At 66.3% G+C, this 23890-nt stretch carries 16 protein-coding genes; 4 read left to right on the forward strand and 12 right to left on the reverse strand.

The features are described 5' to 3' along the window. Positions 1 to 235: 235 nt before the first annotated feature. The 5 genes from OU426_RS13255 to OU426_RS13275 all read right to left on the reverse strand — a co-directional run bounded on the left by OU426_RS13255 (position 236) and on the right by OU426_RS13275 (position 4801). Positions 236 to 859 carry a queuosine precursor transporter gene (locus tag OU426_RS13255; protein WP_267634503.1) on the reverse strand — a complete coding sequence of 208 codons (624 nt, stop codon included), beginning with the start codon at positions 857 to 859 and terminating at the stop codon, positions 236 to 238. Positions 860 to 955: 96 nt separating this feature from the next. Next, positions 956 to 1840: an esterase-like activity of phytase family protein gene (locus tag OU426_RS13260; RefSeq protein WP_267634504.1), complete on the reverse strand. Its 885-nt coding sequence runs from the start codon at positions 1838 to 1840 to the stop codon at positions 956 to 958. Beyond that, positions 1813 to 2709, reverse strand: coding sequence for a penicillin-insensitive murein endopeptidase (mepA, locus tag OU426_RS13265; protein WP_267634505.1), 897 nt, complete (start codon positions 2707 to 2709; stop codon positions 1813 to 1815). The genes OU426_RS13260 and mepA overlap by 28 nt, the downstream gene beginning before the upstream one ends. Then, the gene (locus OU426_RS13270) at positions 2706 to 4076 is read right to left on the reverse strand and encodes an MFS transporter (RefSeq protein ID WP_267634506.1); all 1371 of its coding nucleotides are present in this window, start codon (positions 4074 to 4076) and stop codon (positions 2706 to 2708) included. The genes mepA and OU426_RS13270 overlap by 4 nt, the downstream gene beginning before the upstream one ends. A gap of 194 nt (positions 4077 to 4270) precedes the next feature. Further along, positions 4271 to 4801 carry an acyl-CoA thioesterase gene (locus OU426_RS13275; RefSeq protein ID WP_267634507.1) on the reverse strand — a complete coding sequence of 177 codons (531 nt, stop codon included), beginning with the start codon at positions 4799 to 4801 and terminating at the stop codon, positions 4271 to 4273. 142 nt (positions 4802 to 4943) lie between these two features. On the opposite strand from OU426_RS13275, the gene OU426_RS13280 reads away from it, so the two are divergent. Continuing rightward, positions 4944 to 5237, forward strand: coding sequence for a YggT family protein (locus OU426_RS13280; protein WP_267634508.1), 294 nt, complete (start codon positions 4944 to 4946; stop codon positions 5235 to 5237). A 3-nt stretch (positions 5238 to 5240) separates the two neighbouring features. After that, positions 5241 to 7283, forward strand: a complete 2043-nt coding sequence (recQ, locus tag OU426_RS13285) for a DNA helicase RecQ (protein WP_267634509.1) — start codon at positions 5241 to 5243, stop codon at positions 7281 to 7283. Positions 7284 to 7324: 41 nt separating this feature from the next. Here recQ and OU426_RS13290 read toward each other — a convergent pair whose 3' ends face one another. Continuing rightward, positions 7325 to 8374: a hypothetical protein gene (locus OU426_RS13290; protein ID WP_267634510.1), complete on the reverse strand. Its 1050-nt coding sequence runs from the start codon at positions 8372 to 8374 to the stop codon at positions 7325 to 7327. Between the two features lie 212 nt (positions 8375 to 8586). After that, positions 8587 to 10818: an ATP-binding protein gene (locus tag OU426_RS13295; protein WP_267634511.1), complete on the reverse strand. Its 2232-nt coding sequence runs from the start codon at positions 10816 to 10818 to the stop codon at positions 8587 to 8589. Positions 10819 to 10975: 157 nt separating this feature from the next. Between OU426_RS13295 and OU426_RS13300 the strand changes: the two genes are divergently transcribed. Beyond that, positions 10976 to 16450, forward strand: a complete 5475-nt coding sequence (locus OU426_RS13300) for an alpha-2-macroglobulin family protein (RefSeq protein ID WP_267634512.1) — start codon at positions 10976 to 10978, stop codon at positions 16448 to 16450. A 1-nt stretch (position 16451) separates the two neighbouring features. Continuing rightward, positions 16452 to 18512 (forward strand): penicillin-binding protein 1C, encoded by a 2061-nt coding sequence (gene pbpC / locus OU426_RS13305; RefSeq protein WP_267634513.1) that lies wholly within the window; start codon positions 16452 to 16454, stop codon positions 18510 to 18512. A 131-nt stretch (positions 18513 to 18643) separates the two neighbouring features. Here pbpC and OU426_RS13310 read toward each other — a convergent pair whose 3' ends face one another. From OU426_RS13310 to serA, 5 genes are all read right to left on the reverse strand, one after another. After that, entirely contained in the window at positions 18644 to 19819 is a 1176-nt protein-coding gene (locus OU426_RS13310; RefSeq protein WP_267634514.1) for an acetyl-CoA C-acyltransferase family protein, read from the reverse strand. A gap of 30 nt (positions 19820 to 19849) precedes the next feature. Beyond that, positions 19850 to 20707 carry a metallophosphoesterase gene (locus OU426_RS13315; protein ID WP_267634515.1) on the reverse strand — a complete coding sequence of 286 codons (858 nt, stop codon included), beginning with the start codon at positions 20705 to 20707 and terminating at the stop codon, positions 19850 to 19852. Beyond that, positions 20704 to 21438, reverse strand: a complete 735-nt coding sequence (locus OU426_RS13320; RefSeq protein ID WP_267634516.1) for a metallophosphoesterase family protein — start codon at positions 21436 to 21438, stop codon at positions 20704 to 20706. The genes OU426_RS13315 and OU426_RS13320 overlap by 4 nt, the downstream gene beginning before the upstream one ends. A 76-nt stretch (positions 21439 to 21514) precedes the next feature. Beyond that, positions 21515 to 22108 (reverse strand): dimethylsulfonioproprionate lyase family protein, encoded by a 594-nt coding sequence (locus tag OU426_RS13325; protein WP_267634517.1) that lies wholly within the window; start codon positions 22106 to 22108, stop codon positions 21515 to 21517. Between the two features lie 103 nt (positions 22109 to 22211). After that, a complete protein-coding gene (gene serA / locus OU426_RS13330) occupies positions 22212 to 23807 on the reverse strand; it encodes a phosphoglycerate dehydrogenase (RefSeq protein WP_267634518.1) in 1596 nt (531 codons plus the stop codon). Between the last annotated feature and the right edge of the window lie 83 nt (positions 23808 to 23890).

A 23890-nucleotide genomic window follows, 5' to 3' on the forward strand; every position in this document is an offset into this window, starting at 1 on the left:
GGGCCGCCCCGTTTTCACGAAGCGGCCCCCCGAGTTCCAAGGAGATGGCCCAGTTAGGGTGCCGGTTAAGGCATGGCCCAGCCATGGGTTACAGCCTGTGAGTTTGCCCTCAGGCCACGGCCCCCCTGACTGTCCTGACACCTCTCTCCAATATCACTCTAGACACTGGATCACCTCCTTTCCTGGTTGCCGTTAACCAGAAGCGTGCCACAGATTTTGTGGTTGTCAAAAGAAATCACGCAACCCTTTTGGTAAAATTCGAAACAATGAGTCTGAAAGGTATCAACGCTATAGCGGCGAGCGCGAGTTTCACCAGCCAGTCGCCGAAACCAAGCGAGACCCAGAACGGGACAGACGGGCCATGGCCGAGAAGCGGTTTCATCTCGGCCGCCCAGGAGACGTCATTGGACGGCTCGATGACGCTGAGCGCCGAGGCGAAGGCGACGGTGAAGAAGACCGCCGTGTCGAGCGAAGCACCGGCGAGCGTCGAGACGAAAGGTGCCTTCCACCAGCTGCCGTCGCGCAGGCGGTTGAAGACATGGATGTCGGTCAGCTGCGCCAGAAGGAAGGCGAGGCCGGAGCCAAGTGCGACGCGCAGGGTCACGAGCGGGCCAAACTCGCCCATGATCTGCGAGCCGATGAGCGAGCAGACGAGGCCCGCGACAAAACCCGCGATCACCACGCGGCGCGCGGCGGCGGCGCCCTGGAAGCGGTTCGTCAGGTCGGTCACCAGGAAGGAGAACGGGTAGGTGAAGGCCCCGAAGGTCAGCCAGTCGCCATAGGGAAACTGCACGAGGATGTTGGAGGCCACGACAATGGCGGCCATGGCAAGAATGCCAGGAAGAAGCGAACGGGTCATGTGTCTTTCCGTTTTTTACAAGGTCGCGGAGACTTGGCTTCCGCGCCCATCGCGGAAACAGCGCGCGCCATACGCCGCGCGCGAGGCCCGGTCAAGTCATTCCTCGATGCGGACCTCGACGAACTCGGTCGACATGACGGGCAGGAAATTGTTGTCGGCCACCATCGTGGCGCGCAAGCTGCCCGCCGCATCCTGCCAGACCGACAGGCCTTCGAGATTGCCGAAAGCGCCCGCGCGGCTTTCCATCAGGATCTCATCCTGCGTGGGCTGCCCTTCTGCGAGCGTGATCCGCCGCAGGCGCGAACGGAAGCCTACCAATCCCCAGAGATCGCGTTCGAGGATATAGAGCCGACCGTCCGGTCCGAAGTCGGCCCCGACCGGTCGCCAGTGATGATCCTCGGGCAGCCGGAATGCCTCAGACCAGGTGCCATCCGCATAGCGCCAGACCGGGAAAGACCGGACCCCGCGCCCCGGCCCTTCGGGCATGGTGTAGAGCGCGCCGTCCAGCGCCATCGCCAGCGCCTCCAGCCCGTCATTGTAGATCGTGCTGAACACGGTGAAGACAGGCATGCGGTCGATGAGGCGCCCGTCGGCCGCATAGCGGGCGATGCGGTTGCGGAGTTCGAAGGACACATAGAGCGACCCGTCCGGCGCGAGCGCCAGACCTTCGGCATCATCATGCTCGCCATCAAGTGCCGCGCCGTCCGGACCGGTCAGCGCCGCCCCCGGCCCGTCGAGCGTGATACCGGCGATCGCACCTGCGCCATCCCGCCGGAAGCGGCCGTGAAACAGCCGCGCCGAATCCGACAAAGCGATGAAGCCCGCGCCATCCGCCGTCACCTCGATCGCCGACAGGCCGCCGAACCTGTCCGCCGCCTCGGTCGCGTCGTAGGTGCCGACCACCACGGCGCGCGGCGCGGCGGCAGCGCCCGAGGCGAGAAGCAGGGCGAGGATCAGTCCGAGTTGAGAACGCCGGTACATGCCTTGGGAAGGTCCGACATGAGATATTCGCGCGGCCCCCGCTTCTTCGGCCCCGGTTCCTTCTTCGGCGGGTTCTTCAGCTCCTCAAGATAGGTGGTCACCCACCACATCAATGTATCGTCGCAGCCGTCGCCGCCGTTTGACAGCTCGCTGACCGTCGGGCTCTGCACTTCGCAGCTCTTCGAGCCCTTTGGGCATTTCAGCCGCACGTGGAAATGATCGTGGTGACCATAGATCGGGCGGAGCTTCTGCAGCCATTTCTTGTCTGAGGCCTTCGCGCTCTTGCACATCTCGATCTTGATCGCGGCGGCGACGAAGATCCGGTCGACGCGCGGGTCCGACGCCGCCATCTTCAGGACGGCGGCGTGTGACTTCGTCCAGTTGCCATTCACCTTCTTCTGATCCTCGGTGCGCACGATCATCGCGCCGAGCTTCTCGCGCTCGCCTTTCGAGAGGCTCAGGGACGGTGGCGGCGTGTACCAGATGTCGGCATCAAGCCCGGTCTGGTGGCTGAGATGGCCCGAAGGGCTCGGGCCGCCGCGCGGCTGGGCGAGATCGCCGATGTAAAGGCCTTTCCAGCCGACCTGCGTGGCTGCCTGCGAAAGGTCGATCAGATATTGCACCAGAACCGGATGGCCCCAGTTGCGGTTGCGCGACAGCCGCATCGCCTGCCAGGTCGGCCCGCTTTCGGGCAGCTGCACCATGCCCGCGCCGCAGCCCTTGGAGTAAAAGCCTATCGCCTCTGCGGTCTGGCCCGACGGTCCCGGCACCGCGCTGAACAGCGCCGCGGCGCGTGCTTCCTTCGCCGTGGCCGTGCCCGCCCCCAGACAAAAGGCGGCCAATAGCATCAGAGCTGCCGTGATCCTCATGGCGTCCGTTCTCCCATCGGCTTGACCCATCTCAGGATCACCATGCCGACAAGGAAGAGCGCGATCAACGGTATGGCGATGCCGATCCGCTGAGATCCGCTGATGGTGGTAAAGAGTGCGATTGAGAAGGGCGCGATGAAGGCGGTGCATTTGCCCGAAAGGGCGTAAAGCCCGAAGCTTTCCGTCGCGCGTTCTTGCGTGGTGTGGAACACCATCATCGTGCGGCTCGACGATTGCAGCGCGCCGCCCGCCGCCCCGATCAGGCAGCCGCAGGCATAGAAGATATAGTCGGGCCAGGGCGAGCCTTCGGCGAAAGGCACGCCATAGAAGGCCTCGCGCGACATGCCGGCGATGACGAGGCAGACGGCGATCAGCACATACATCGACAGGTTGATGACCGGCTTCGGCCCCCGCGCACTGTCCATCTTGCCGCCGACCCAGCTGAAGATCGCGGCCGCCACGGCGCCGACGATGCCGAAGATGCCGATCTTGATCACCGACCAGCCCAGCACGCCCGAGGCATAGACCCCGCCGAAGGCATAAAGCGCATTGAGCGCGTCGCGATAGAACATCGAGGAAAGCAGATGCGCGCCTAGGCTCGTCCGCTCCTTCAGCGACTTGATGAGGCGCCAGAGATCGCGCATCGCCGCGCCAAGGTTCACACGCCGCGCCGGGCCCTTCGGTTCCCGCACCCACAGAAAGAAGGGCACCATGAAGATCACATACCAGATCGCCGTGATCGGCCCGACCGCGCGCGTTCCTTCGCGCGCCGACGCATCAAGACCGAACAGCGGATCGGCCCCGATCAGGGTCTTTCCGGTCGCTGCATTCTCGGCGAAGAACAGAAGCATGATCACCAAAGCGATGATCCCGCCGAGATAGCCGAAGGCGAAGCCAGAGCCCGATATCTTGCCCATATCCTCGTCGCCCGTCAGATCGGGCATCAGCGAATTGGTGAAGATAGTGGCGAACTCCATGCCGATGAGGCCGAGCCCGAACCAGATGAGCGCCCAATGCAGGTCGGACGCGCCCGGGAGCAGATACCAGAGGCCCCAGGAGCCTGCGACATAGAGGATCGAGAAGATCCAGATCCAGATCATCCGCTTTCCCGAGCCATCGGCAATCGCGCCAAGGATCGGCGCCAGCAGCGCGATGATCACCCCCGAGATCGACTGGCCCCAACCCCAGTAGGCCTGCGCCGCGGCGCCCGCCGCCTCGGCATCCATTCCCTGGGCGCCGAAATGCGCCCGCGCCACCTCGGCGAAATAGGGGCCGAAGACGAAGGTCAGGAGCAGCGTATTGTAGGGCTGGCTCGCCCAGTCGAAGAACCACCAGCCCCAGATCCGCTTCTTCGCCGCCGCGTCCATCCGTCCCTCCCTTGGGTCATGCCCGGCTCTTCCGGCCCGGTTTTCGGCGGATCAAGCCCGAAAGCCGTCAGGATGGCAAGCGCGCCGTGGCGTCCTTTCCGAAACCCGCCTCTCTTTCATCTTGGCGAAAATACCTCAGGGGGTCCGGGGGACAGCGTCCCCCGGCGGGTCGGCCGGGCGCAGCCCGGACGAAATCACTTTTCCGGCGGCCAGGGACGCAGGCCCTCGGCGGCGATCCAGGCTGCGACCCAGGCGGGCAACGCGGGGCTCTCGCGGCTCACGCCCATTTCCGCCAGCACCTCCGCCACCGGCACGATCCCCGCTTTCGAGGTCACGGCCGAGCGGATCACCTGCTGGCTGGTGCAGTCCTCGCCCTTCCACATGCTCTGTTCCATGTAGAAGAACCGCGCATCCCAGCCGATGCAGCGGGTGCGGATCGCAAGCCGGTCGAAGGCGCGGACCCGGCGGCGGTAGCGTATGGCGCTGCCAGCGACAGCGATGCCCCAGCGACGGCGCGAGAGTGCCGCATTGAAACCGGTCCGAAGCCCCAAAGGCACGCGGCCGAGGTCAAAGAGCGTCAGCGTCCGGCCGTTGTTCAGTTCCAGAAAGAAATCGAGATCCCAGGGCCAGCAGATGTGATGGCTCACATGCGTGTCCAGAAGCCCTATCTTCGGCTGTCTCCGCCCGAGCCAGATTTCCTTCGCCATGCGCACGAACGGATACATCGCTCTCTTCCCATCTTGTCTAGGGTCTCGTGGGCGTCTCGTGACGCCGGGTGACGCAAAGGTCAACCGGCGACGTGGCGTTAGCGGCTTGCGGGGCGCGGCGTCAGCCTTTACCTCTGACCCAAACCGGCAGGAGAGGCAGATGGTTTCGCTCTATCAGGCATTGGACGTGATCCTTCAGGTCATCTGGTTCGTGATGATCGCCCATATCATCCTGTCGTGGCTTCTGAGTTTTCAGGTGCTGAACCCGCGCCAGCCGCAGGTCGCGCAGATCTGGTTCGGGCTGAACCGCCTGCTGGAGCCGATCTATGCCCCGATCCGCCGCTTCCTGCCGCAGACGCCGGGGCTCGATTTGGCGCCGCTCGTCGCCTTCGTCATCCTGATCATCCTGCGCCAGACGCTTCGGAACAACGCGGGCTTCTTCTACGGCGCCTGAGCGATGCAGGCGCCAGAGGAGCTTCTCGCCTCCGTCTTCGGATTTCATTCCTTCCGGCCCGGCCAGGCAGAGATCGTCGCCGAAGTGGCGGCTGGCCGGAATGTGCTTGCGATCATGCCTACGGGCGGCGGCAAGTCCCTGTGCTTCCAGCTTCCGGCCCTGATGCGGCAGGGCGTGACGGTCGTCATCTCGCCCCTCATCGCGCTGATGCGCGATCAGGTCCGCGCCCTGCGCGAAAGCGGGGTCGAGGCCGGGGCGCTGACCTCGGGCAATACCGAGGAGGAAACCGAGAGCGTTTTTCAGGCGCTCGACGCGGGGCGGCTGAAGATCCTCTACATGGCGCCGGAACGGCTTGCTTCGGGCGGCACATTGCAGCTTCTCAGACGGATCGGCACCTCGTTGATTGCAGTCGACGAGGCGCATTGCGTCAGCCAGTGGGGCCATGATTTCCGCCCCGATTACCTGCGCATCGGCGAGTTGCGACGCACGCTGAACCTGCCGCTCGCCGCCTTCACCGCGACGGCGGACGAGGAAACACGGGCCGAGATCGTGGCACGGCTTTTCTATGGTGCGGCACCCCGGACCTTCCTCAGGGGCTTCGACCGGCCGAACATCCATCTGGCCTTCGGAGTGAAGGACCAGCCGCGCCGCCAGATCCTGACATTCGCCGCCGCTCGGCGCGGGCAATCGGGCATCGTCTATGTGGCGACGCGGGCCAAGACCGAAGTGCTGGCGCAGGCGCTGCGCGAGGAAGGCCATGCCGCCTGCCATTATCACGGCGGCATGGAGGCCGAGGCACGGCGCGATGCCGAAGCGCGGTTCCAGCGCGAGGACGGGCTGATCGTCGTTGCCACCGTCGCCTTCGGCATGGGGATCGACAAGCCCGATATCCGCTGGGTAGCCCATGCCGACCTGCCGAAATCCATCGAGGCCTATTATCAGGAAATCGGCCGGGCGGGCCGCGACGGCGCGCCGGCCGAGACGCTGACGCTTTATGGTCCCGAGGATATCCGCCTTCGCCGGGCGCAGATCGATGAAGGGCTGGCGCCGCCTGAACGCAAGGCCGCCGATCACGCGCGGCTCAATCATCTTCTGGGGCTGGCCGAGGCGACGGGCTGCCGCCGCCAACTGCTGCTGTCCTATTTCGGCGAAGCGTCGGACCCTTGCGGCGCCTGCGATCTCTGCGATGCGCCACCCGAGACCTTCGATGCGACCGATGCGGTCAGGAAGGCGCTGTCGGCGATGCTGAGAACCGGCGAGAGCTATGGCGCGGGCCATCTGATCGACATCCTGACCGGCACGCTGACCGACAAGGTGCGGGGGCGGGGGCATGAGGCGCTGCCGACCTTCGGCGTCGGGCGCGAGCTGACCAAGGCGGAATGGCAGGCGGTCTTTCGCCAGATGACCGGGCGCGACCTGATCCGCCCGGATGCCGAACGCGCGGGCGCCTTCCGCATGACCGAGGCCGCGCGGCCGATCCTGAGGGGCGAGGAACCGATAACGCTGCGCCGCGACACGATCCGCAAGGCCGTGGCGCGGCCTATGGTCAAGGCCCTGGTGTCGGAGGAGGATGCGCCGCTTCTCTCGGCGCTCAAGGCCAAGCGCCGGGCGCTCGCCGAGGCAGCGCGGGTGCCCGCCTATGTGATCTTCCCCGACCGCACGCTGATCGAGATGGTCGAGGCGCGGCCGGCGACGCTTGATCAGATGGCGCAGGTCTCGGGCGTGGGCGCAAAGAAGCTTGAAAGCTATGGCGCGGCCTTCCTGGAGGTGATCACCGGCGCGGCCGAGCGTTTGCATCCGGCGCGAGCGAAGATCGCGGGGAGGCCCGAGGCCGATCTTTACGACCGGCTGAGCGAGGTGCTGTTGCGGCTGACGCGGGGGGAGGACGGCACGGGCAAACCCCTGTCCTGCACGCCCGCCGCGCTGAGGCGTATCGCCGAGGCGCGGCCGCGAGATATGGCGCAGCTTGGCCGGGTGGGCGGGCTCGACGAGGCCAAGCTCGACCGGTTCGGGCAGGCTTTTCTGGAGGAACTCGCCCGGGATTAGACGGCGCCCCTGATCGGGCGCCGCCTGTCGTCATCCCGCCATCAGGCCGTGATCGTGCCGTCTCCCACCACCGCGACCGAGAAGGCGCCGTCGCCCGAGGCTTTCGCGCAATTGATGGTCGAGGTCAGCGAGCCGGAGGTCGCCGAGGAGCTCATCGCATTGTGACTGTCGGTATCGTTGGCCACCTGCTCGGCCGAGACGTCGAATTCGGTCCAGACATTGTTGTCGACCGAGATCGAGGTCAGCGGCGATTCGGTGCCGATGGCGACCTTCGTCGAGGTTGCCGTGTTGTCGCCATAGCTGTAGCGGAAGCCGAGCTGGCATCCGACCAGCGCCATGTCCTTCTTCTGGCCGGTGACGATGCCAAGCGTGCGGTAGACCGCCGTCACGCCGTTCGTCTGCGGGATGGCGATGGCCGGATTGATCGCGTCAGTCCAGCCGCTGATCTTGCCGTGGACCTCGTAATGATCGACCCAGTTCAGCGTCTTCGACGTGTTGTTCACCACGAAGGACATGATGTAGGCGGGCTTCAGCATGAAATAGAGGAAGGGCACCAGAACGGCGACGACGATGGCCACGACAAGCGCGACCACAGGTCCCGCGCCGCCCGCCGCCGCGATGCCCGCAACACCGGCCTCTACCACGGCCGTGGCACTGCCGATGGTGATGGCGGCGGTGGCGAACATGGCGGTGAAGCCTGCCGCTGTCATCAAATAGCAGCCGGCATTGTACATCTGCACCGAGATCTGGGTGGCGTCCTGCATGTCCTTGATGAAGGAAAGCGAGTTGACCATCGTGGTCATCGTGTTGATCAGATCGTCGCCCGACTGGGTCGTCAGTGTGGTGAACTGCGAAGGCAAGAGCGAATAGACCCCGCCGCCGGTCGGGTCAGACCCGGTCAGCTTGCGGTATTCGGCAAAGGCATGCGTGCGCAGCTCGTCGCAGATCGCCATACGCTCCTTATCGGATTTAGCGGCATGCAGGCGCCGCGAATGGTCGGGAAAGGTTTCATCGAAAATCTTCTTCGCCGGGGCGAGAAGCATCTGGAGTTTTTCGTTCTGGTGCGAAATTTCGGTGAGTGCAGAAGCCATCTTTTACCTTCCATGTCTGGCACCGGACTGGTGCGGTGCCGACCTTGGAGCGGCGGGCCTTACCGTGGAGTTAAGAGGCGTGGCTTTCGGAAGTTCTAGTAAATGAAGGATTTTTCTGGCGTCTGGCCAAATAATGAACGGCCGCCATGCCGCCGGGCGACCGGCCGAATGCGGTGCGGCAGGCCCAAAGTCCGTGACTTTCGATAGTGGCCCTAACTGCCGGGGACGTCCGCGGCGGGAGGGCGGGCACCCTTGGGGCAGTTTGCGACGATCTGCACGCCGATAGCGGCTTTCTTCAGCGGCTTCGTCAGATAGTGATCGACGCCCGCCGCGATGATGCTGTCACTATCGCCATCCATCGCATGGGCGGTCATCGCGACGATGGGGACGTGTTCGCCAAGGCCTGCCTCCGCCTCGGCGGTGCGGATCGCGCGCGTTGCCTCGCGCCCGTCCATGCCGGGCATGGAAATATCCATGAAGATCAGGTCGGGCCGGAAGGTCCGCCAATGCTCGACTGCCTCGCGGCCGTTTTCGGCGAAGACCAGATCGATGTCGAAGGCCTGCACCATCTTGCGGAACACCAGCTGGTTGGTGCGGTTGTCCTCGGCCGCAAGGACACGCATCTGCCTGAGGCTCGCCGGTTCCACCCGGGTCGCGGGCGGTGGCGCGGGGTCCACCGGGCGTGCGGTTTCCGATAGGTCCTGCAGCCTGCGGAAAAGGTCAGATCGCAGGATCGGTTTCTGCATCAAGCCCTGCACCAGCCCCGCCGAGGTGCGGATGTTCATCGGCGCGGTGCTGTAAAGGAGGATCGGCCCGAGATAGCCTGCGCCGCGCAGCTGGGCAGAGATTTCGACGCCCCGACCGGGGCCGGAGGCACCATCGCTCAGATCCTGGTCGATCATCACCAGATCAAAGCCCGGCTCGCGACCCAGGAGGCCAGTGGCCTCGGACGCGCTGCGACAGGTCTCGACCGCGAGGCCCATGCCCGCGAGCTGGCGCGAGAGAATCTCGCGCCCGAGGATCGCCGCGTCGAGCACGAGGGCCCGGCGGAGCGTGATCGGCCTGTTTTCCGGTTCCTCGGGCAGGGGCTCCGCCGCTGCAACGGCGATACGGAAGCCGAAGCAGGACCCGCGTCCCGGCTCGCTGTCCACCCAGATCTCGCCGCCCATGAGTTCGACCAGCTGCCGGGTGATGGCGAGGCCGAGGCCGGTGCCTTCGAACTTGCGGTTCGACTGATCCTCGACCTGATTGAACTCGCCGAAGATATGGCCGACATGTTCGGGCGCGATGCCGATGCCGGTATCCTCGATCGAGATATGCAGATCGTAGCGTCCCCCATCGAGCGGCATGCCGACGACGCGGGCCAGCACATGACCTTCCTGCGTGAACTTCACCGCATTGCCGATGAGATTGGTGAGGATCTGGCGGATGCGGCCGGGGTCGGCCACATAGCGGGTGGGCAGGAAGAGGTCGAAATCGAGATTTAGGCTCACGCCCTTTTCGCGCGCCGACGGTTGGAGAAGCAGCATCACCTCGTGCAGGCAATGTTCGAGGTCGAACGGTTCGGGGTAAAGCCGCAGCTTGTCGGCCTCTGCCTTCGAATAATCGAGCACGTCATTGATGATCTGCAAAAGCGCCTCGCCCGAGGATTTGATTGTCTCGGTGAACAGGCGCTGTTCGTCGCTGAGGTTCGTCTCGCACAGAAGGTCGGCCATGCCCACCACACCGTTCATCGGTGTGCGGATTTCGTGGCTCATATTGGCGAGGAAGGCGGATTTGGCGCGGCTTGCCGCCTCGGCCTTCGCGCGCGCCTCTTCCAGTTCCGCCTCTCGGCGCATCACGTCGGTGATGTCGGAGATGAGGCAGACGAGGTCCCCCGCCTCGCCGCGCCGGTCGATGAATTTCACGAACCTTTCGTCGGTCAGTTTCACGGTCTTTGGCGGGATCTCGTCGCGCATCAGGCGGGCGATCATCTCGTTATGCCAGTCATGCTGGTCGCCACCATCGAGTTCGACGATCTCTTTCTCGGCGAGCATACGGATCAGGTGGTCGTAGCTCTGGCCCGCCTGCAAGTCGCACCGGCCGCGGAAAAGTGCGACGAAGGCGCCGTTGGCGATGATGAGCCTGAGGTCGGCATCGAAGACGGCGAAACCGTCGCGGATGGTTTCCAGCGCCTCCCACATGCGGCGCTGCGCCTGCTTCAGCGCGGCATGGGCGCGGTCGAGTTCCGATTCCACCTGCGCGGTGCGGCCTTTCAGCACTTCGCGCTCGCTTTCCGCCTCGGCGAGCCCGTGGCGCTGTTCGACCACAGTATCGGACAGGCTGCGCGCATGATCTGACAGCCGCGCGTTCGCCTCGTGGAGTTCGCGCGCCTTCTGATCCAGAAGCCGTTCGGCCGCCAGACGCGCCCGCCTTTCCCGCACCAGTTTCTCGGCGATATTCACCGTCCGCCTCCGACTCGCGTCCCAGCTCTCGGCGCAGTTTGGCCGAGCAAGGTAAAAAGGCGCTAAACGCGTGAAAGGTATGGAATACCGCCAAGGGGCCACATTGCTTTCACGGGCAGCGCGTGGCACGCTCTTGGCGCTAACAGTGGAGGGTTCGATGCGCGGTTCTGGTCTTCTTGCGGTTGTCGTGGCAGCGGTCCTGGCGACGGGCGCGCTGGCACAGGACCGGACGCTGATCCCCGAGAAGCGTCTCGTGCTGACCGAGAATACTGATTTCTACGGATCGGACCTGAAATCCCTGTTCGACACATCGCTCGATGCCTGCGCCGAGGCCTGTTTCGCCACCGACGGTTGCGCGGTGATGACGTTCAACGCCAATGCCAATGCCTGTTTCCTGAAAAGCGACGTCACTGACATGAAGCCCTATCAGGGTGCCTTCTCTGGCTGGGTCAAGCTTGCCGACGACAAGGCGATGATCGTGGCGCCGAAGCGGGCGTCGGAGCTTACCTTCCTTCAGGACGCGGATTTCGATCAGGCGCTGCAGCAGGCGCGCGACCTGGCGATGTCCCATATCACCGGCGAATGGCCGGCAGAGGAGCTTTTGAAGGCAGCAGCCCAGGCGCGCGCGGATGGCGATTACCTGGGTGCCTCGCGCTTTCAGGGGGCGGCGCTCAACCTGACGGATGCCGCCAATCAGTGGGTTGAATATGCAGACCTTCTGCTTTCGATACAGACCAACGACTGGAACGAACGGCAGTCGAACGGATGGCGCGCGCTGTCGGCCTCGGTGAACGGCTATCTGAGGTCCGACGGTCCGGCGCTGCAGGCCACCGCGCTGATGGTGATGGCGCGGGCGCTGGAAGTGGTGGAGCGCGGGCGCGACATGATCCCGGCGCTGCATCTCGCGCAAGAGATGGCGCCGCGCGACGATGCAGCGGCCCTTCTGGAGGAGGCGATCGGCAAATACGGCTTCCGGATCGAGGAACATCGGGTCGACAATGATGGCGCGGAGGCGCGCATTTGCGCGACCTTCAACGGGACGCTCGCGCTTTCCGGCGTCGACTATGCGCCTTACGTGGCGCTGCCGGAGGCGGGACTCGCGGTCGAGAATACCGACAATCAGATCTGCGTGACCGGGGTCGAGCACGGCAAGCGCTATCAGCTCACGTTCCGCGAAGGCCTGCCCGCTGCCGATGGCGAGGCGCTGGCCAAGGATATCACCATCAGCGCCTATATCCGCGACCGCGCGGCGTCGGTTCGCTTCCCGGGCCGCGCCTATATCCTGCCACGCGCGCAGGAGGCGGGCATTCCGGTCGAGACGGTGAACGTGCCGAAGCTGGACCTCAAGCTCAGCCGCGTGTCGGACCGCAATCTGGTCGCGGCCTTCCGCGAGGATCTGATTGCCCGCCCGCTCGACTATTGGTCGGCGGACTATTTCAACAGCCAGTATTCCGAAGAGGTCTGGACCGGCGAGGCGGACACAGCGCAGGCCGAGGCCAACCGCGACGTGACGACGCGCCTGCCGCTGGATGCGGTCCTGAAGGATCTGGGGCCGGGTATCTATGCGCTGCAGGCGACGGTGCGTGACAGCGATCCCGAACAAGTGCCGCCGGCGACCCAATGGTTCGTGATCTCCGACCTCGGCTTCACCACGATGCAGGGTACGGACGGGCTCCATGTCTTCGTGCGCAGGCTGGGCGATGCTTCGGCGGCGGAAGGGGCGACGGTGACGCTTGTGTCGCGTGCCAATTCGGTGATCGGACAGGCCAAGACCGACAAGGATGGCTATGCGCGGTTCTCCAGCGGGCTTGTTTCGGGCACGGGTGGCTCGGCGCCCGCCGTCATCACGGTGGAAGAGGGCGAGGATTTTTCGTTCCTGTCGCTGACCGAGCCGGAATTCGATCTGTCCGACCGGGGCGTCGCCGGGCGGCCCGCAGCACCCGCGGTCGATGTGTTCCTCTCGACCGACCGCGGCGCCTATCGCGCGGGCGAGACGGTGAATGCGACGATCCTTGCGCGGGACGCCAACATGGTGGCGATCGAGGGGCTACCCTTGACCGTGCGGATCATGCGCCCCGATGGCGTGGAATACAGCCGCCAGCTTGCGCCCGATGCGGGTGCGGGCGGGCGGGCTGTCAGCTTTGCCATCGCAGGTGCGGCGCCGCGCGGTACCTGGCGGATCGAGACCTTCGCCGAGGGTGAGAACAGCCTTCTCGCGTCCCAGACCTTCCTTGTGGAAGATTTCCTGCCCGAGCGGATCGATTTCGAGCTGGCCTCGGCAGAAGGCCCGCAGCGGCAGGGGCAAGAAACCGAGATCGCCATCGATGCGCGCTATCTTTTCGGGGCGCCGGGGGCCGATCTGCCGGTCGAGGGCGATTACCGGATCAGCGCGGTTTCTGAGCTGCCGGACTTCCCCGGCTATCAGTTCGGCCAGTATGATGTGCCCTTCTCGACCACCTATGACACGCTTTATGACGTGGGCGCGACCGATGCGGACGGCAAGGGCACGATCTATGTCTCGCTGCCCGATCTTGGCGCCGAGGCGAAACGGCCCTTGTCGGTGCGCTATGCGATCCGGCTGACCGAAGGCTCGGGCCGCCCGGTCGAACGGACGGTCGAGCGGCTCTTGCTGCCCGCGACGCCGGTTGTCGGGATCAAGCCCGCCTTCGAGGGCGGCGTCTCGTCGCAGGGGGCGGATGCTGCTTTCGATCTGATCGCGGTCGGGCCGGACGGCAAAGCCGCCCCCCTGACGGTGAAGTGGAAGCTCAACCGTCTTGAGACCCGCTATCAGTGGTATTCGCTTTACGGCCAGTGGAACTGGGATGTGACCACGACCCGCACGCTTGCCGCCTCGGGTGAGGCGGATCTGGGCGCGGCGCCGGTGACGGTTTCGGGCAAGGTCGACTGGGGCTCATACGAGCTGGTCGTCGAAAGTGCCGACGGCTCGCAGGCGGCGGCGTCCTACCGGTTCTATGCGGGTTGGTATGTGCCCGCTGACGCAGCCTCGACGCCCGATACGCTGGAACTGGCGCTCGACAAGCCTGCTTATCTTCCGGGCGAGACGGCGAAGGTCCGGATCGTACCGCGCGCCGATGGCGCGGCGCTGATCTCCGTCATCTCGAACCATCTGATCGCGATGAAGGCGGTGCCGGTGAAAGAGGGCGAGAATACCGTCGATCTGCCGGTGACCGACGACTGGGGCGCGGGCGCCTATGTGACGGCCTCGGTCATCCAGCCGATGGATGCGGCGGCGGGCCGGACGCCCGCACGGGCGCTGGGCCTCTCCTACGCCAAGGTCGACCCGGGCGCGAAGCGGCTGGCGACCACGCTTGAGGTCGCCGCCGAGGCCGACCCGCGCGGACCCTTGCCGGTCGCGGTGAAGGTGGAGGGCGTGGCCGCCGGCGAAAAGGCCTGGGTCACGATTGCCGCCGTCGATGTCGGCATCCTGAACCTGACCGCTTTCAAGGCGCCGGACCCCGAGGATCATTTTTTCAGCCAGCAACGGCTCGGCATGGCAATCCGCGATGTCTATGGCCGCCTGATCGACGGTCAGAACGGCGCGATGGGCGTGGTGCGGTCGGGTGGCGACGCGGGCGGCGTGAAGCTGAAATCCCCGCCGCCGACCGAGGAACTGGTCGCCTATTTCTCCGGCCCGGTCGAGGTCGGCGCCGACGGCTATGCCCGCACAGAATTCGCGCTGCCCTCGTTCAATGGCACGGTGAAGGTGATGGCGGTGGCCTGGTCGAAATCGTCGATCGGGCAGGCGGAAAAGGATGTGCTGGTCCGCGATCCGGTGGTGGTGACGGCATCGGTGCCGCGCTTCCTCGCGCCGGGCGATACATCCACGCTTCGGCTGGAGATCGTTCATGCCACTGGCCCCTCGGGGCGGATGGGGCTCGATGTGACATCGGAAGGCTTGACGCTCGGCGACGGGCCTTCGGGTGTCGACCTCGCGGACAAGGCCAAGGCAACCCTGTCGATCCCCTTCACCGCACCAGATACCGAACAGGACGCGACGATCCGCGTGGCGCTGACCACGCCCGACGGCAAGCAGCTGGTGAAGAGCCTCACGATCCCGGTCCGCGACCTCAGCCCCGAGACGATCCGCCAAAGCCAGTTCACGCTGGCGGCGGGCCAGACCTTCACGCTTGACGCCAATGTCTTCGAAGGCTTCCAACCCGGCACCGCCACGGCGACGCTGGCGCTTGGCCCCATCGCGCGCTTCAACGCGCCGGGTATCCTCGCCTCGCTCGACCGCTATCCTTACGGCTGCACCGAGCAGATGACGTCGAAGGCGCTGCCGCTTCTCTATTTCGAGGAAGTGGCAAGCGCGATGGGCAGCCTGGGCGAGACCGGCGAGATCCATCAGCGCGTGCAGGAGGCCATCGGCGAGATCCTTCTCAACCAGTCCTCGAACGGCGCCTTCGGCCTCTGGTACCCGGAATCGGGCGACATGTGGCTTGACGCCTTTGTCACCGATTTCCTCAGCCGCGCCCGTGCGCAGGGCTATGACGTCCCCGACACCGCCTTCCGCAATGCGCTCGACAATCTCAGGAACCAGATCAACTACCAACCCGATTTCGATGCGAACGGCGGGCCGGTGGCCTATGCTTTGATGGTGCTGGCGCGCGAGGGCGCGGCGGCGATGGGCGATCTGCGCTATTATGCCGATGTGAAGGCCGATGCGTTCGACACGCCGATCGCGGCGGCCCAGCTTGCGGCGGCGCTCGCCTCCTACGGCGACCAGACGCGGGCGGATGCCTTGTTCAAGCGCGCGGCCGAGATGGTCGTCGTCGATATCGAGACGCATTCGAATACGCCCGAGGCCCAGATCTGGCGCGCCGACTATGGCACCAGCCTTCGCGATGCGACCGCGGTTCTGGCGCTGGCGGCAGAGGCCGGATCGACGGCAGTGCCTGCCGACCGGATTGGCCAGGCGGTGGCAGCACGGCTCCTGTCGCGGTCGCTTTCCACACAGGAAGCGACGTGGGCGCTGCTGGCCACCCATGCCTCGCTGTCGGGTCAGGCGGCCGACCAGTTCTCGGTCAACGGTGCGCCCTTCACCGGGCCGCTCGTCCGGGTGATCGAGGATCAGACAGCGGGCGGCGCCGCGCAGGTGATCCGCAATGAAGGGGCGAGCGAGGCGACGCTCACGCTCACCACCTTCGGGGTGCCCGCCGCGCCGGAACCGGCGGGCGGCAACGGCTACCGGATCGACCGCAGCTGGTTCACCATGGACGGCGCGCCGGTCGATCCGTCGGCGGTGAAGCAGGGCACGCGGCTTGTGGCCGTGGTCGAGGTCACGCCTTTCGGCCCCGGCGAGGCGCGGCTGATGGTCAACGATCCTCTGCCCGCGGGCTTCGAGATCGACAATCCGAACCTGATCCGGGGTGGCGACATCGCAGCCCTCGACTGGCTCTCGACCGTCGATTATCCGCGCAATGTCGAGTTCCGGCAGGACCGTTTCCTCGCCGCCGTCGACTGGACCTCGTCTGATCCCTTCCGGCTGGCCTATATCGTCCGCGCCATCTCTCCGGGCAGCTACGACCTGCCCGCCGCGACGGTCGAGGACATGTATCGGCCGGATTACCGGGCGCGGACCACCGAGGGCCGCCTGACGGTGACCGAGTAACATGGGGCCCCGGGCCCGTCGCCCGGGCCTGCACCGGGTGGTCTTTCTGGCGGCGGCGGTCCTTCTTGCCGCCGCCATCGCCCGCGACCGGCTGGACCAATGGGTCGCGGCGACCGACCTGCCGCCGCTTGTGATCGACACTTCGGTCGAGGTGCGCGACCGCGATGGCGCGCTTCTCAGGGCCTTCACCGTCGCCGACGGCCGCTGGCGGCTTGATCCCGGTCCGGTCGATCCTTTGTTCCTGAAAATGCTCGTGGGCTTCGAGGACGGGCGGTTCTACAGCCATTCCGGCATCGATCCGATGGCGATCGCCCGGGCGGGCCTGCAGGCCTTGTGGAACGGGCGCGTGGTGTCCGGCGGTTCCACGCTGACCATGCAGGTGGCGCGGTTGCTGGAAGACAGCGGCACCGGCCGCTGGCAGGGCAAGCTCCGCCAGATGCGGCTGGCGCTGGCGCTGGAGCGGCGGCTGACCAAGGCGGAAATCCTCGACCTATACCTGCGCATCGCGCCCTATGGCGGCAATCTCGAAGGGGTGCGGGCGGCCTCGCTTGCCTATTTCGGCAAGGAACCGCGCCATCTGACCCCGGCCGAGGCCGCCCTGCTGGTGGCGATCCCGCAAAGCCCTGAGGCCCGCCGCCCCGACCGTTTCCCCGGCGCTGCCGCCGAGGCGCGCGCGCGGGTCCTCGCGCGGATGGAAGGGCAGGGCGTCCTGACCGCCGAGCGGGTCGCCGCCGCCGAGACCGAACCCGTGCCCACCGCCCGCCGCCCCTTTCCCGATCATGCCGCGCTGCTGGCAGAGGCGCTCCGCCGCGCCGATCCGGTCAAGCGCCTGCATCTGACGACGCTTGATGGCGATCTTCAGGCCTCGCTGGAAAAGCTCGCCGCCCCCGCCGCAGCCGGCGCCGGCGAACGGCTTTCGGTCGCGATCCTCGTCGCCGATCACAGGACCGGGGAAATCCTCGCCTCGGTCGGCACGGCGGACTGGGGCGACGAACGCCGCCAGGGCTTCGTCGACATGACGGAGGCGCTGCGCTCGCCCGGTTCGACCCTGAAGCCCTTCGTCTATGCGCTGGCTTTCGATCAGGGCCTCGCCCATCCCGAAACCCTGATCGACGACAGGCCGGTCGCCTTCGGCACCTATGCGCCGCAGAATTTCGACCGCGCCTTCCGCGGCACGCTCACGGTGCGCGAGGCTTTGCAGGCCTCGCTCAACATCCCGGTCGTCAGCCTGACCGACGCGATCGGCCCGGCGAACCTCCTGGCCGCGCTCCGCCGTGCGGGCGCCCGCCCGCAGATCCCGGGCGGCCAGCCGGGTCTTGCCGTCGCCTTGGGCGGCCTCGGGATTTCGCTGAAGGACCTTGTTCAGTCCTACGCGGCGCTCGCGCGCCTCGGCCAGCCCATCCAGCTCTCCGCTGAACCGGGCGGCGCGACAGAGCTGCCGCAACGGCTCTTCGCGCCCGAGGCGGCTTGGCTCGTGGATGACATCCTCGCGGGCCTACCGCCGCCGCCGGGCGCGGCGCCGGGGCGCCTCGCCTACAAGACCGGCACCAGTTACGGCCACCGCGACGCGCTGGCGATAGGCTTTGACGGCGGCCATGTCGCGGGTGTCTGGATGGGCCGCGCCGATGGTACGCCGGTGCCCGGCGCCTTCGGCGGCGAGCTTGCAGCGCCTCTCCTCTTCGAGGTCTTCGGGCGGCTGAAGCCGCGCTTCGACCCGCTGCCGCCCCCCCCGCCCGCAACGCTGATCCTACCCAATGCGCGTCTGCCGCAACCCCTGCGCACTTTCCGCCCACGCGGCGCGGCCTTCGCGGAGGCCGCCCCCGACGCGCCGAAAGTGGCCTTCCCGCCAGATGGCGCCACGCTCGACGCTCCCGACGGCGCGGTCACGGTGAAGGTCCGCGACGGCAGCGCGCCGTTTTTATGGCTGGTGAACGGCACCCCCGCCGCCCTCGGCCAGACCGGCCGCGAAAGCCTTCTGGCGCTCGGCGGTCCGGGCTTTTACCGGCTCTCGGTCATCGACGCCGAAGGCCGCAGCGCCGCCGTCGCCGTCACCGTGAACTGATCCACCGCTCTTTCGTTCCGAAAATATCCCCGCCCGAGGCAAACCCGAGTGGCGCGGGCCAAAGCCCGCGCCGCGAGAGATGTCTTGGCCGCGCCTCAAGGCGCGGCCGCAACTGGATCAGGGCTGAACGGTCAAAGCCGCTCGATGGCAAGCGCGATGCCCTGACCGCCGCCGATGCACATGGTGATGAGGCCGTATCGCCCGCCCGTCCGCTCCAGCTCGTGAAGCGCCTTCACCGTGATGATCGCCCCGGTCGCCCCCACCGGATGGCCAAGCGCGATGGCGCCGCCATTGGGGTTCACCTTCGCCGGATCGAGATGAAGTTCCTTCGACACCGCGAGCGCCTGGGCCGCGAAGGCCTCGTTCGATTCGATCACGTCGAAATCGTCAGCTTGCATCCCGGTCTTCGCGAGAAGCGCGCGGACCGCAGGCACCGGGCCGATCCCCATCACCTCGGGGCGCACGCCCGCGACCGCATAACCGACGATCCGCGCGCGCGGTGTCAGGCCTGCCGCCTGCGCCGCCTCGGCGCGGGCCAGCACGACCGCGCCCGCGCCATCATTTATGCCGCTCGCATTGCCCGCCGTCACCGTGCCCTCCTTCTGGAAGACCGCCTTCAGCGCGGCCAAAGCCTCCAGGCTCGTGGCCTTGGGATGTTCGTCGCGATCGAAGATCACCGGCCCCTTGCGCGAGGATATCTCGACCGGCGCGATCTCGCGCTCGAACCGCCCTTCGGCGATGGCCTTCGCCGCCCGCGTCTGGCTTTCCAGCGCGAACGCATCCTGCGCCGCGCGGCTGATCCCGTGCTCGGCCGCCACATTCTCGGCCGTCACGCCCATGTGGCCGGTGCCGAACGGGCAGGTCAGCGCGCCGGTCATCATGTCGACGGCTTTCGTATCGCCCATCTTCTGACCCCAGCGCGCGGCCTGAAGCGCGTAGGGCGAGCGGCTCATACATTCCGCCCCGCCCGCGAGCGCGAAATCGGCGTCGCCAAGCGTCAAGGCCTGCGCGGCCGAGACAATGGCCTGCACGCCCGAACCGCAGAGGCGGTTCACATTCATCGCGGGCGTGCCGTCCGGCACACCGGCATTCATCGCCACCACGCGGCTCAGATACATGTCGCGCGGCTCTGTGTTGATCACATGGCCCATGACGACCGTGCCAATCCGCTCCGCCGCGACGCCCGACCTTTCCAGCGCGGCCTTGGCCGCCACCGTGCCGATGTCGATCGGCCCCATGCCCGAAAGCGAACCGCCGAATGTGCCGATGGCGGTGCGCGCGCCGCCCAGAATCACGATATCCGTCATGGAACCCTCCTTGCCGTGTCTGCGGCAAGGTTAGGCGCTGCCGGTGACCGTGATAAGCGTAATCTCGGGCGGCTGGAAAAGACGTAGCGGCAGACCGGAATAGCCGATGCCACCCGAGACGATCAGATGCCGCCCGCCCTCGCGCACATGGCCCCAGCCGTAGCGCCCGCCGTAGCGCGACGGCGTCATCGGCCGCCAGCCGAAGAGGTTCGCCTGTCCGCCATGGGTGTGGCCGGAGATCTGCAGGAAGGCGCGGGTGTCGCCTTCGGCGAAATAGTCCGGCTCATGGGCGAGAAGGATAGCAGGGATGTCGGATTCGACACTTTCGAACGCCGCCTCCGGCCGGTGAAAACCCGGCTGCGGATTGCGGGCCAGCGGGCGCTGGCTGTCGAGACCGACAAGATGAAACCGGCCATCGCCATGGGGCAGGGCGACGGAGTCGTTCCTCAGAAGCGGGATATCATGGGCCGCCAGCGCCTCGATCACCGAATTCCGCTGAAACCGCGTGACGCGCGACAGCGCGCAATCGCGCCAGTCGTGATTGCCCATCACCGCGAAGCGGCCAAGCGGCGCCCGGAGGGCCGCGAGAGCGGCCATGAAATCGGCCGCCGCGATCCGCCGGCCCGGCAACTGCCGTGCGGCGATGAAATCGCCCGCGAGCAGTATGAGATCGGCGCCGAGCCCGTTCACCTGTCCGACGATCCGTTCGATCGCCGGAACGGTGACCCAGGGCGCGCAGACATGCGGATCGGCGATCACCGCGATGGAAAGCGGGGGAAGCGTCCAGCGCGCATCCGCGACCCTGTGCCGGACAAGGCGGGGGCGCGCGCCGATGGCGACGGGCCGCCAGCGCGCGAAGCGCGCGCCTTGCGCCCCTGTGACGCTCACGGCGCGATCCGCACCCGTCCGCGCGGGGTGAGCTGGAAGACCTCGCTTCCCTCGATCGCGACGGCGCTCATGGGATCGCCATAGCCCGCGCCTGAATCGAGGTTCAGCCGGTTGCCGTAGTGTGTGACGCGGTCCACCGGCGTATGGCCATGAACGATCAGCGCACCATGGTCGCGCTCGTCCTTCAGGAAATCATTGCGGATCCACAGAAGGTCATCCTCGGTCTGGTGGCGCAGGTCCACCCCCGGCCGGACGCCCGCATGGACAAAAAGGCTCGTGCCGCGCAGATGGTAATTCTGCAGTCCGTCGAGGAAAGCGACATGCGTGGCCGGAACCGCCGCCCGGGCATCGGCCTGCAGATCATGCAGAAAGCGCTCGCCCGCGCCTTTTACCCCATAAGAGGCCAGCGTCGCAGCGCCGCCGAGCCGTTCGTGCAGCCAGTAAAGATCGGTCCGGAGCCGCGGGTCCTGATAGTCGGCATCGTCGAGGAAGCCGCGGAACATCCGGTCGTGATTGCCGCGCAGGACGACCCAGTCCGCCCCCCTTGCCCGGCCCGCGATCAGAAAGTCGATCACGCCCTTGCTGTCGGGCCCCCGGTCCACGAGATCGCCGATATGGATGACCGGCGCCTCTGCCGGCCCCTGCGCCGCGCGGTCCTTCTCGATCAGAAGGTGCAGATCCTGAAGCTGGCCCAGATGGCCGTGAATGTCGCCGATGGCGTAGGTGAGCATGTGAATCGATGCCTTGCAGGACAGGTCGCGCGGACCCTACGGGCGGCGCGGCAGGGATGCAATCGGACGGCTGCGATCAGGCGTCGGGATCGGGCAGAATGGCGTAGGAATGGGTGTTGATATCACCGCTCCAGCGCCAAAGCGCCAGAAGGCCCTCGGGCCCGGTGCGGAAAGCATGCGGCATGCGGCTTGGATGATGGATCACGTCGCCCGGCCCCCGTGGTAGACGGTCTTCGCCCGCCGTCCAGTCGGCGCGACCGGCGAGGATGACATAGGTCTCGTCGGCATCATGGTTGTGCAGCGGATAGTAGCTGTCAGGCCGCTGGTAGAAGAGGCCGAGGCGGAAGTCGGCAGAAAGGATCGGCCCCTCAGGGCTCATCAAGGTTGCCACCGCGATGATATCGGCCACGCTGCCAGTGCGGTCGGCGACGGGATTGGTGCCCCAGGGGACCAGTTCTTGCACGGCGAGTACCGCGCGGGCGGCGGGCAGGGGGGAGGTCGCGGCGGTCCTGCGGATTAGCGCATCAAGCGCGCAGGGCGGTTGCGCTTCGGCGGCGAGCACCCCGGCGAGGAGCGATGCCGCTGTGCGCGTCGCCTCCGGGCGGCCCTCGGCGCGGTAGAGCGCCGCGAGGGCGGCGCGCAAGGTTTCAAGACGATGATCTTGGGTCATGGGACAGTCCGGGCCAGTGGATCGGTCCGGACTTTTGCTGTGCTTTTGCGTCCGGGCTGCGCGGAATACGACATTGTTTGTCGCCCTTTGCGCCCCGGCAGGGTCAGGCGACGTCAAAGACGAGTGGCCGGATCTGGTTGAACTTGCCGGTGGCGGCCAGCGACTTCAGCACGTTCTCCCTCGGCGCTTCGTCCAGGTAAAGCAGCGCGATGGCATCGCCGCCCTGGGCCGCGCGACCGAGGGTGAAGTTCGCGATGTTCATGCCCGCGTCGCCCAGCGTCTGGCCGAGCGTGCCGATGATGCCCGGCACATCCTCGTTGGTCGTATAAAGCATGTGTGCCCCGATCTCGGCGTCGATGTTGATGCCCTTGATCTGGATGAAGCGCGGCTTGCCGTCCGAGAAGACGGTGCCTGCGATGGACCGTTCGCGCTTGTCGGTAACAACGGTCAACTTCATGTAGCCGTCGAAGACCCCGCCCTTCTCCTGCCGGGTCGTGGCGATCTGCACGCCACGTTCCTTGGCGATGACCGGGGCCGATACGAGGTTCACGTCGGGGTTCGTCACCTTCATGATCCCGGCAATCGCCGCGCAGTTCAGGGCTGCAAGGTTCATGTGGCTGACCGTGCCGTCGTAAAGGACGTTGATCGCCTTGATCGGTTCGTCGGTCAACTGGCCCGCGAAAGCGCCGAGATGCCCGGCAAGCCGGATCCATGGCCCCATGACGGCAGCTTCTTCGGCCGTGACTGAGGGCATGTTGAGCGCGTTCTGCACGGCGCCGGTCAGCAAGTAATCCGACATCTGCTCGGCCACCTGCAGGGCGACATTCTCCTGCGCCTCGGTGGTCGATGCGCCGAGATGCGGGGTGCAGACCACGTTCGGCAGGTTGAAGAGCGGGCTTTCGGTCGCGGGTTCCGTCTCGAACACGTCGAGTGCGGCGCCCGCAACCTGGCCCGAGGTCAGGGCATCGTAAAGCGCGGCTTCGTCAATCAGGCCGCCACGCGCGCAGTTGATGATGCGGACACCCTTCTTCGTTTTGGCCAGCGCTTCACGGCTCAGGATGTTGCGGGTCTTGTCGGTCAGCGGCACGTGCAGCGTGATGAAATCGGCGCGGTGCAGCAGGTCGTCGAGTTCGACCTTGGTCACGCCGAGGGTCTTCGCACGTTCCTCCGACAGGAACGGATCGTAGGCCACAACCTTCATATGGAGGCCAAGGGCCCTGTCGCAGACGATGGCGCCGATATTGCCCGCGCCAATCACGCCGAGGGTCTTGTTGAAAAGCTCGACCCCCATGAAGCGGTTCTTCTCCCACTTGCCAGTCTTGGTCGAGACCGAGGCTTCGGGCAGGTCGCGGGCGACGGCGAACATCATGGCGATGGCATGTTCGGCGGTGGTGACCGAATTGCCGAAGGGCGTGTTCATCACGATCACGCCGCGTTTCGAGGCGGCGGGGATGTCGACATTGTCGACCCCGATGCCGGCACGGCCGATGACCTTGAGGTTGCTTGCGGCCGCGAGCAGCTTTTCCGTGACCTTGGTGGCCGAACGGATGGCCAGGCCGTCATACTGGCCGATCACTTCGAGGAGCCTGTCCTTGTCCTTGCCGAGGTCGGGCAGATAGTCGACCTCGACGCCCCGGTCGCGGAAGATCTGGACGGCGGTTTCGGACAGCTTGTCGGAGACGAGAACTTTGGGAGCCATTTGGGCATTCCTTCTTGCGAGTGGCTCTTCGTTGCCTCGGGCCACTCATCGCGGGTTACGAAGAGCGCCCGAAGGGCGACGAT

The sequence above is a fragment of the Frigidibacter sp. RF13 genome (genome assembly GCF_026626305.1).
GTDB lineage: Bacteria > Pseudomonadota > Alphaproteobacteria > Rhodobacterales > Rhodobacteraceae > TMP-24.

Bases quoted from the DNA above. Each gene is read 5' to 3' on its own strand.
- OU426_RS13255 (WP_267634503.1), bottom strand. From the start codon at position 859: ATGACCCGTTCGCTTCTTCCTGGCATTCTTGCCATGGCCGCCATTGTC.
- OU426_RS13260 (WP_267634504.1), bottom strand. From the start codon at position 1,840: ATGTACCGGCGTTCTCAACTCGGACTGATCCTCGCCCTGCTTCTCGCC.
- mepA (WP_267634505.1), bottom strand. From the start codon at position 2,709: ATGAGGATCACGGCAGCTCTGATGCTATTGGCCGCCTTTTGTCTGGGG.
- OU426_RS13270 (WP_267634506.1), bottom strand. From the start codon at position 4,076: ATGGACGCGGCGGCGAAGAAGCGGATCTGGGGCTGGTGGTTCTTCGAC.
- OU426_RS13275 (WP_267634507.1), bottom strand. From the start codon at position 4,801: ATGTATCCGTTCGTGCGCATGGCGAAGGAAATCTGGCTCGGGCGGAGA.
- OU426_RS13280 (WP_267634508.1), top strand. From the start codon at position 4,944: ATGGTTTCGCTCTATCAGGCATTGGACGTGATCCTTCAGGTCATCTGG.
- recQ (WP_267634509.1), top strand. From the start codon at position 5,241: ATGCAGGCGCCAGAGGAGCTTCTCGCCTCCGTCTTCGGATTTCATTCC.
- OU426_RS13290 (WP_267634510.1), bottom strand. From the start codon at position 8,374: ATGGCTTCTGCACTCACCGAAATTTCGCACCAGAACGAAAAACTCCAG.
- OU426_RS13300 (WP_267634512.1), top strand. From the start codon at position 10,976: ATGCGCGGTTCTGGTCTTCTTGCGGTTGTCGTGGCAGCGGTCCTGGCG.
- pbpC (WP_267634513.1), top strand. From the start codon at position 16,452: ATGGGGCCCCGGGCCCGTCGCCCGGGCCTGCACCGGGTGGTCTTTCTG.
- OU426_RS13310 (WP_267634514.1), bottom strand. From the start codon at position 19,819: ATGACGGATATCGTGATTCTGGGCGGCGCGCGCACCGCCATCGGCACA.
- OU426_RS13320 (WP_267634516.1), bottom strand. From the start codon at position 21,438: ATGCTCACCTACGCCATCGGCGACATTCACGGCCATCTGGGCCAGCTT.
- OU426_RS13325 (WP_267634517.1), bottom strand. From the start codon at position 22,108: ATGACCCAAGATCATCGTCTTGAAACCTTGCGCGCCGCCCTCGCGGCG.
- serA (WP_267634518.1), bottom strand. From the start codon at position 23,807: ATGGCTCCCAAAGTTCTCGTCTCCGACAAGCTGTCCGAAACCGCCGTC.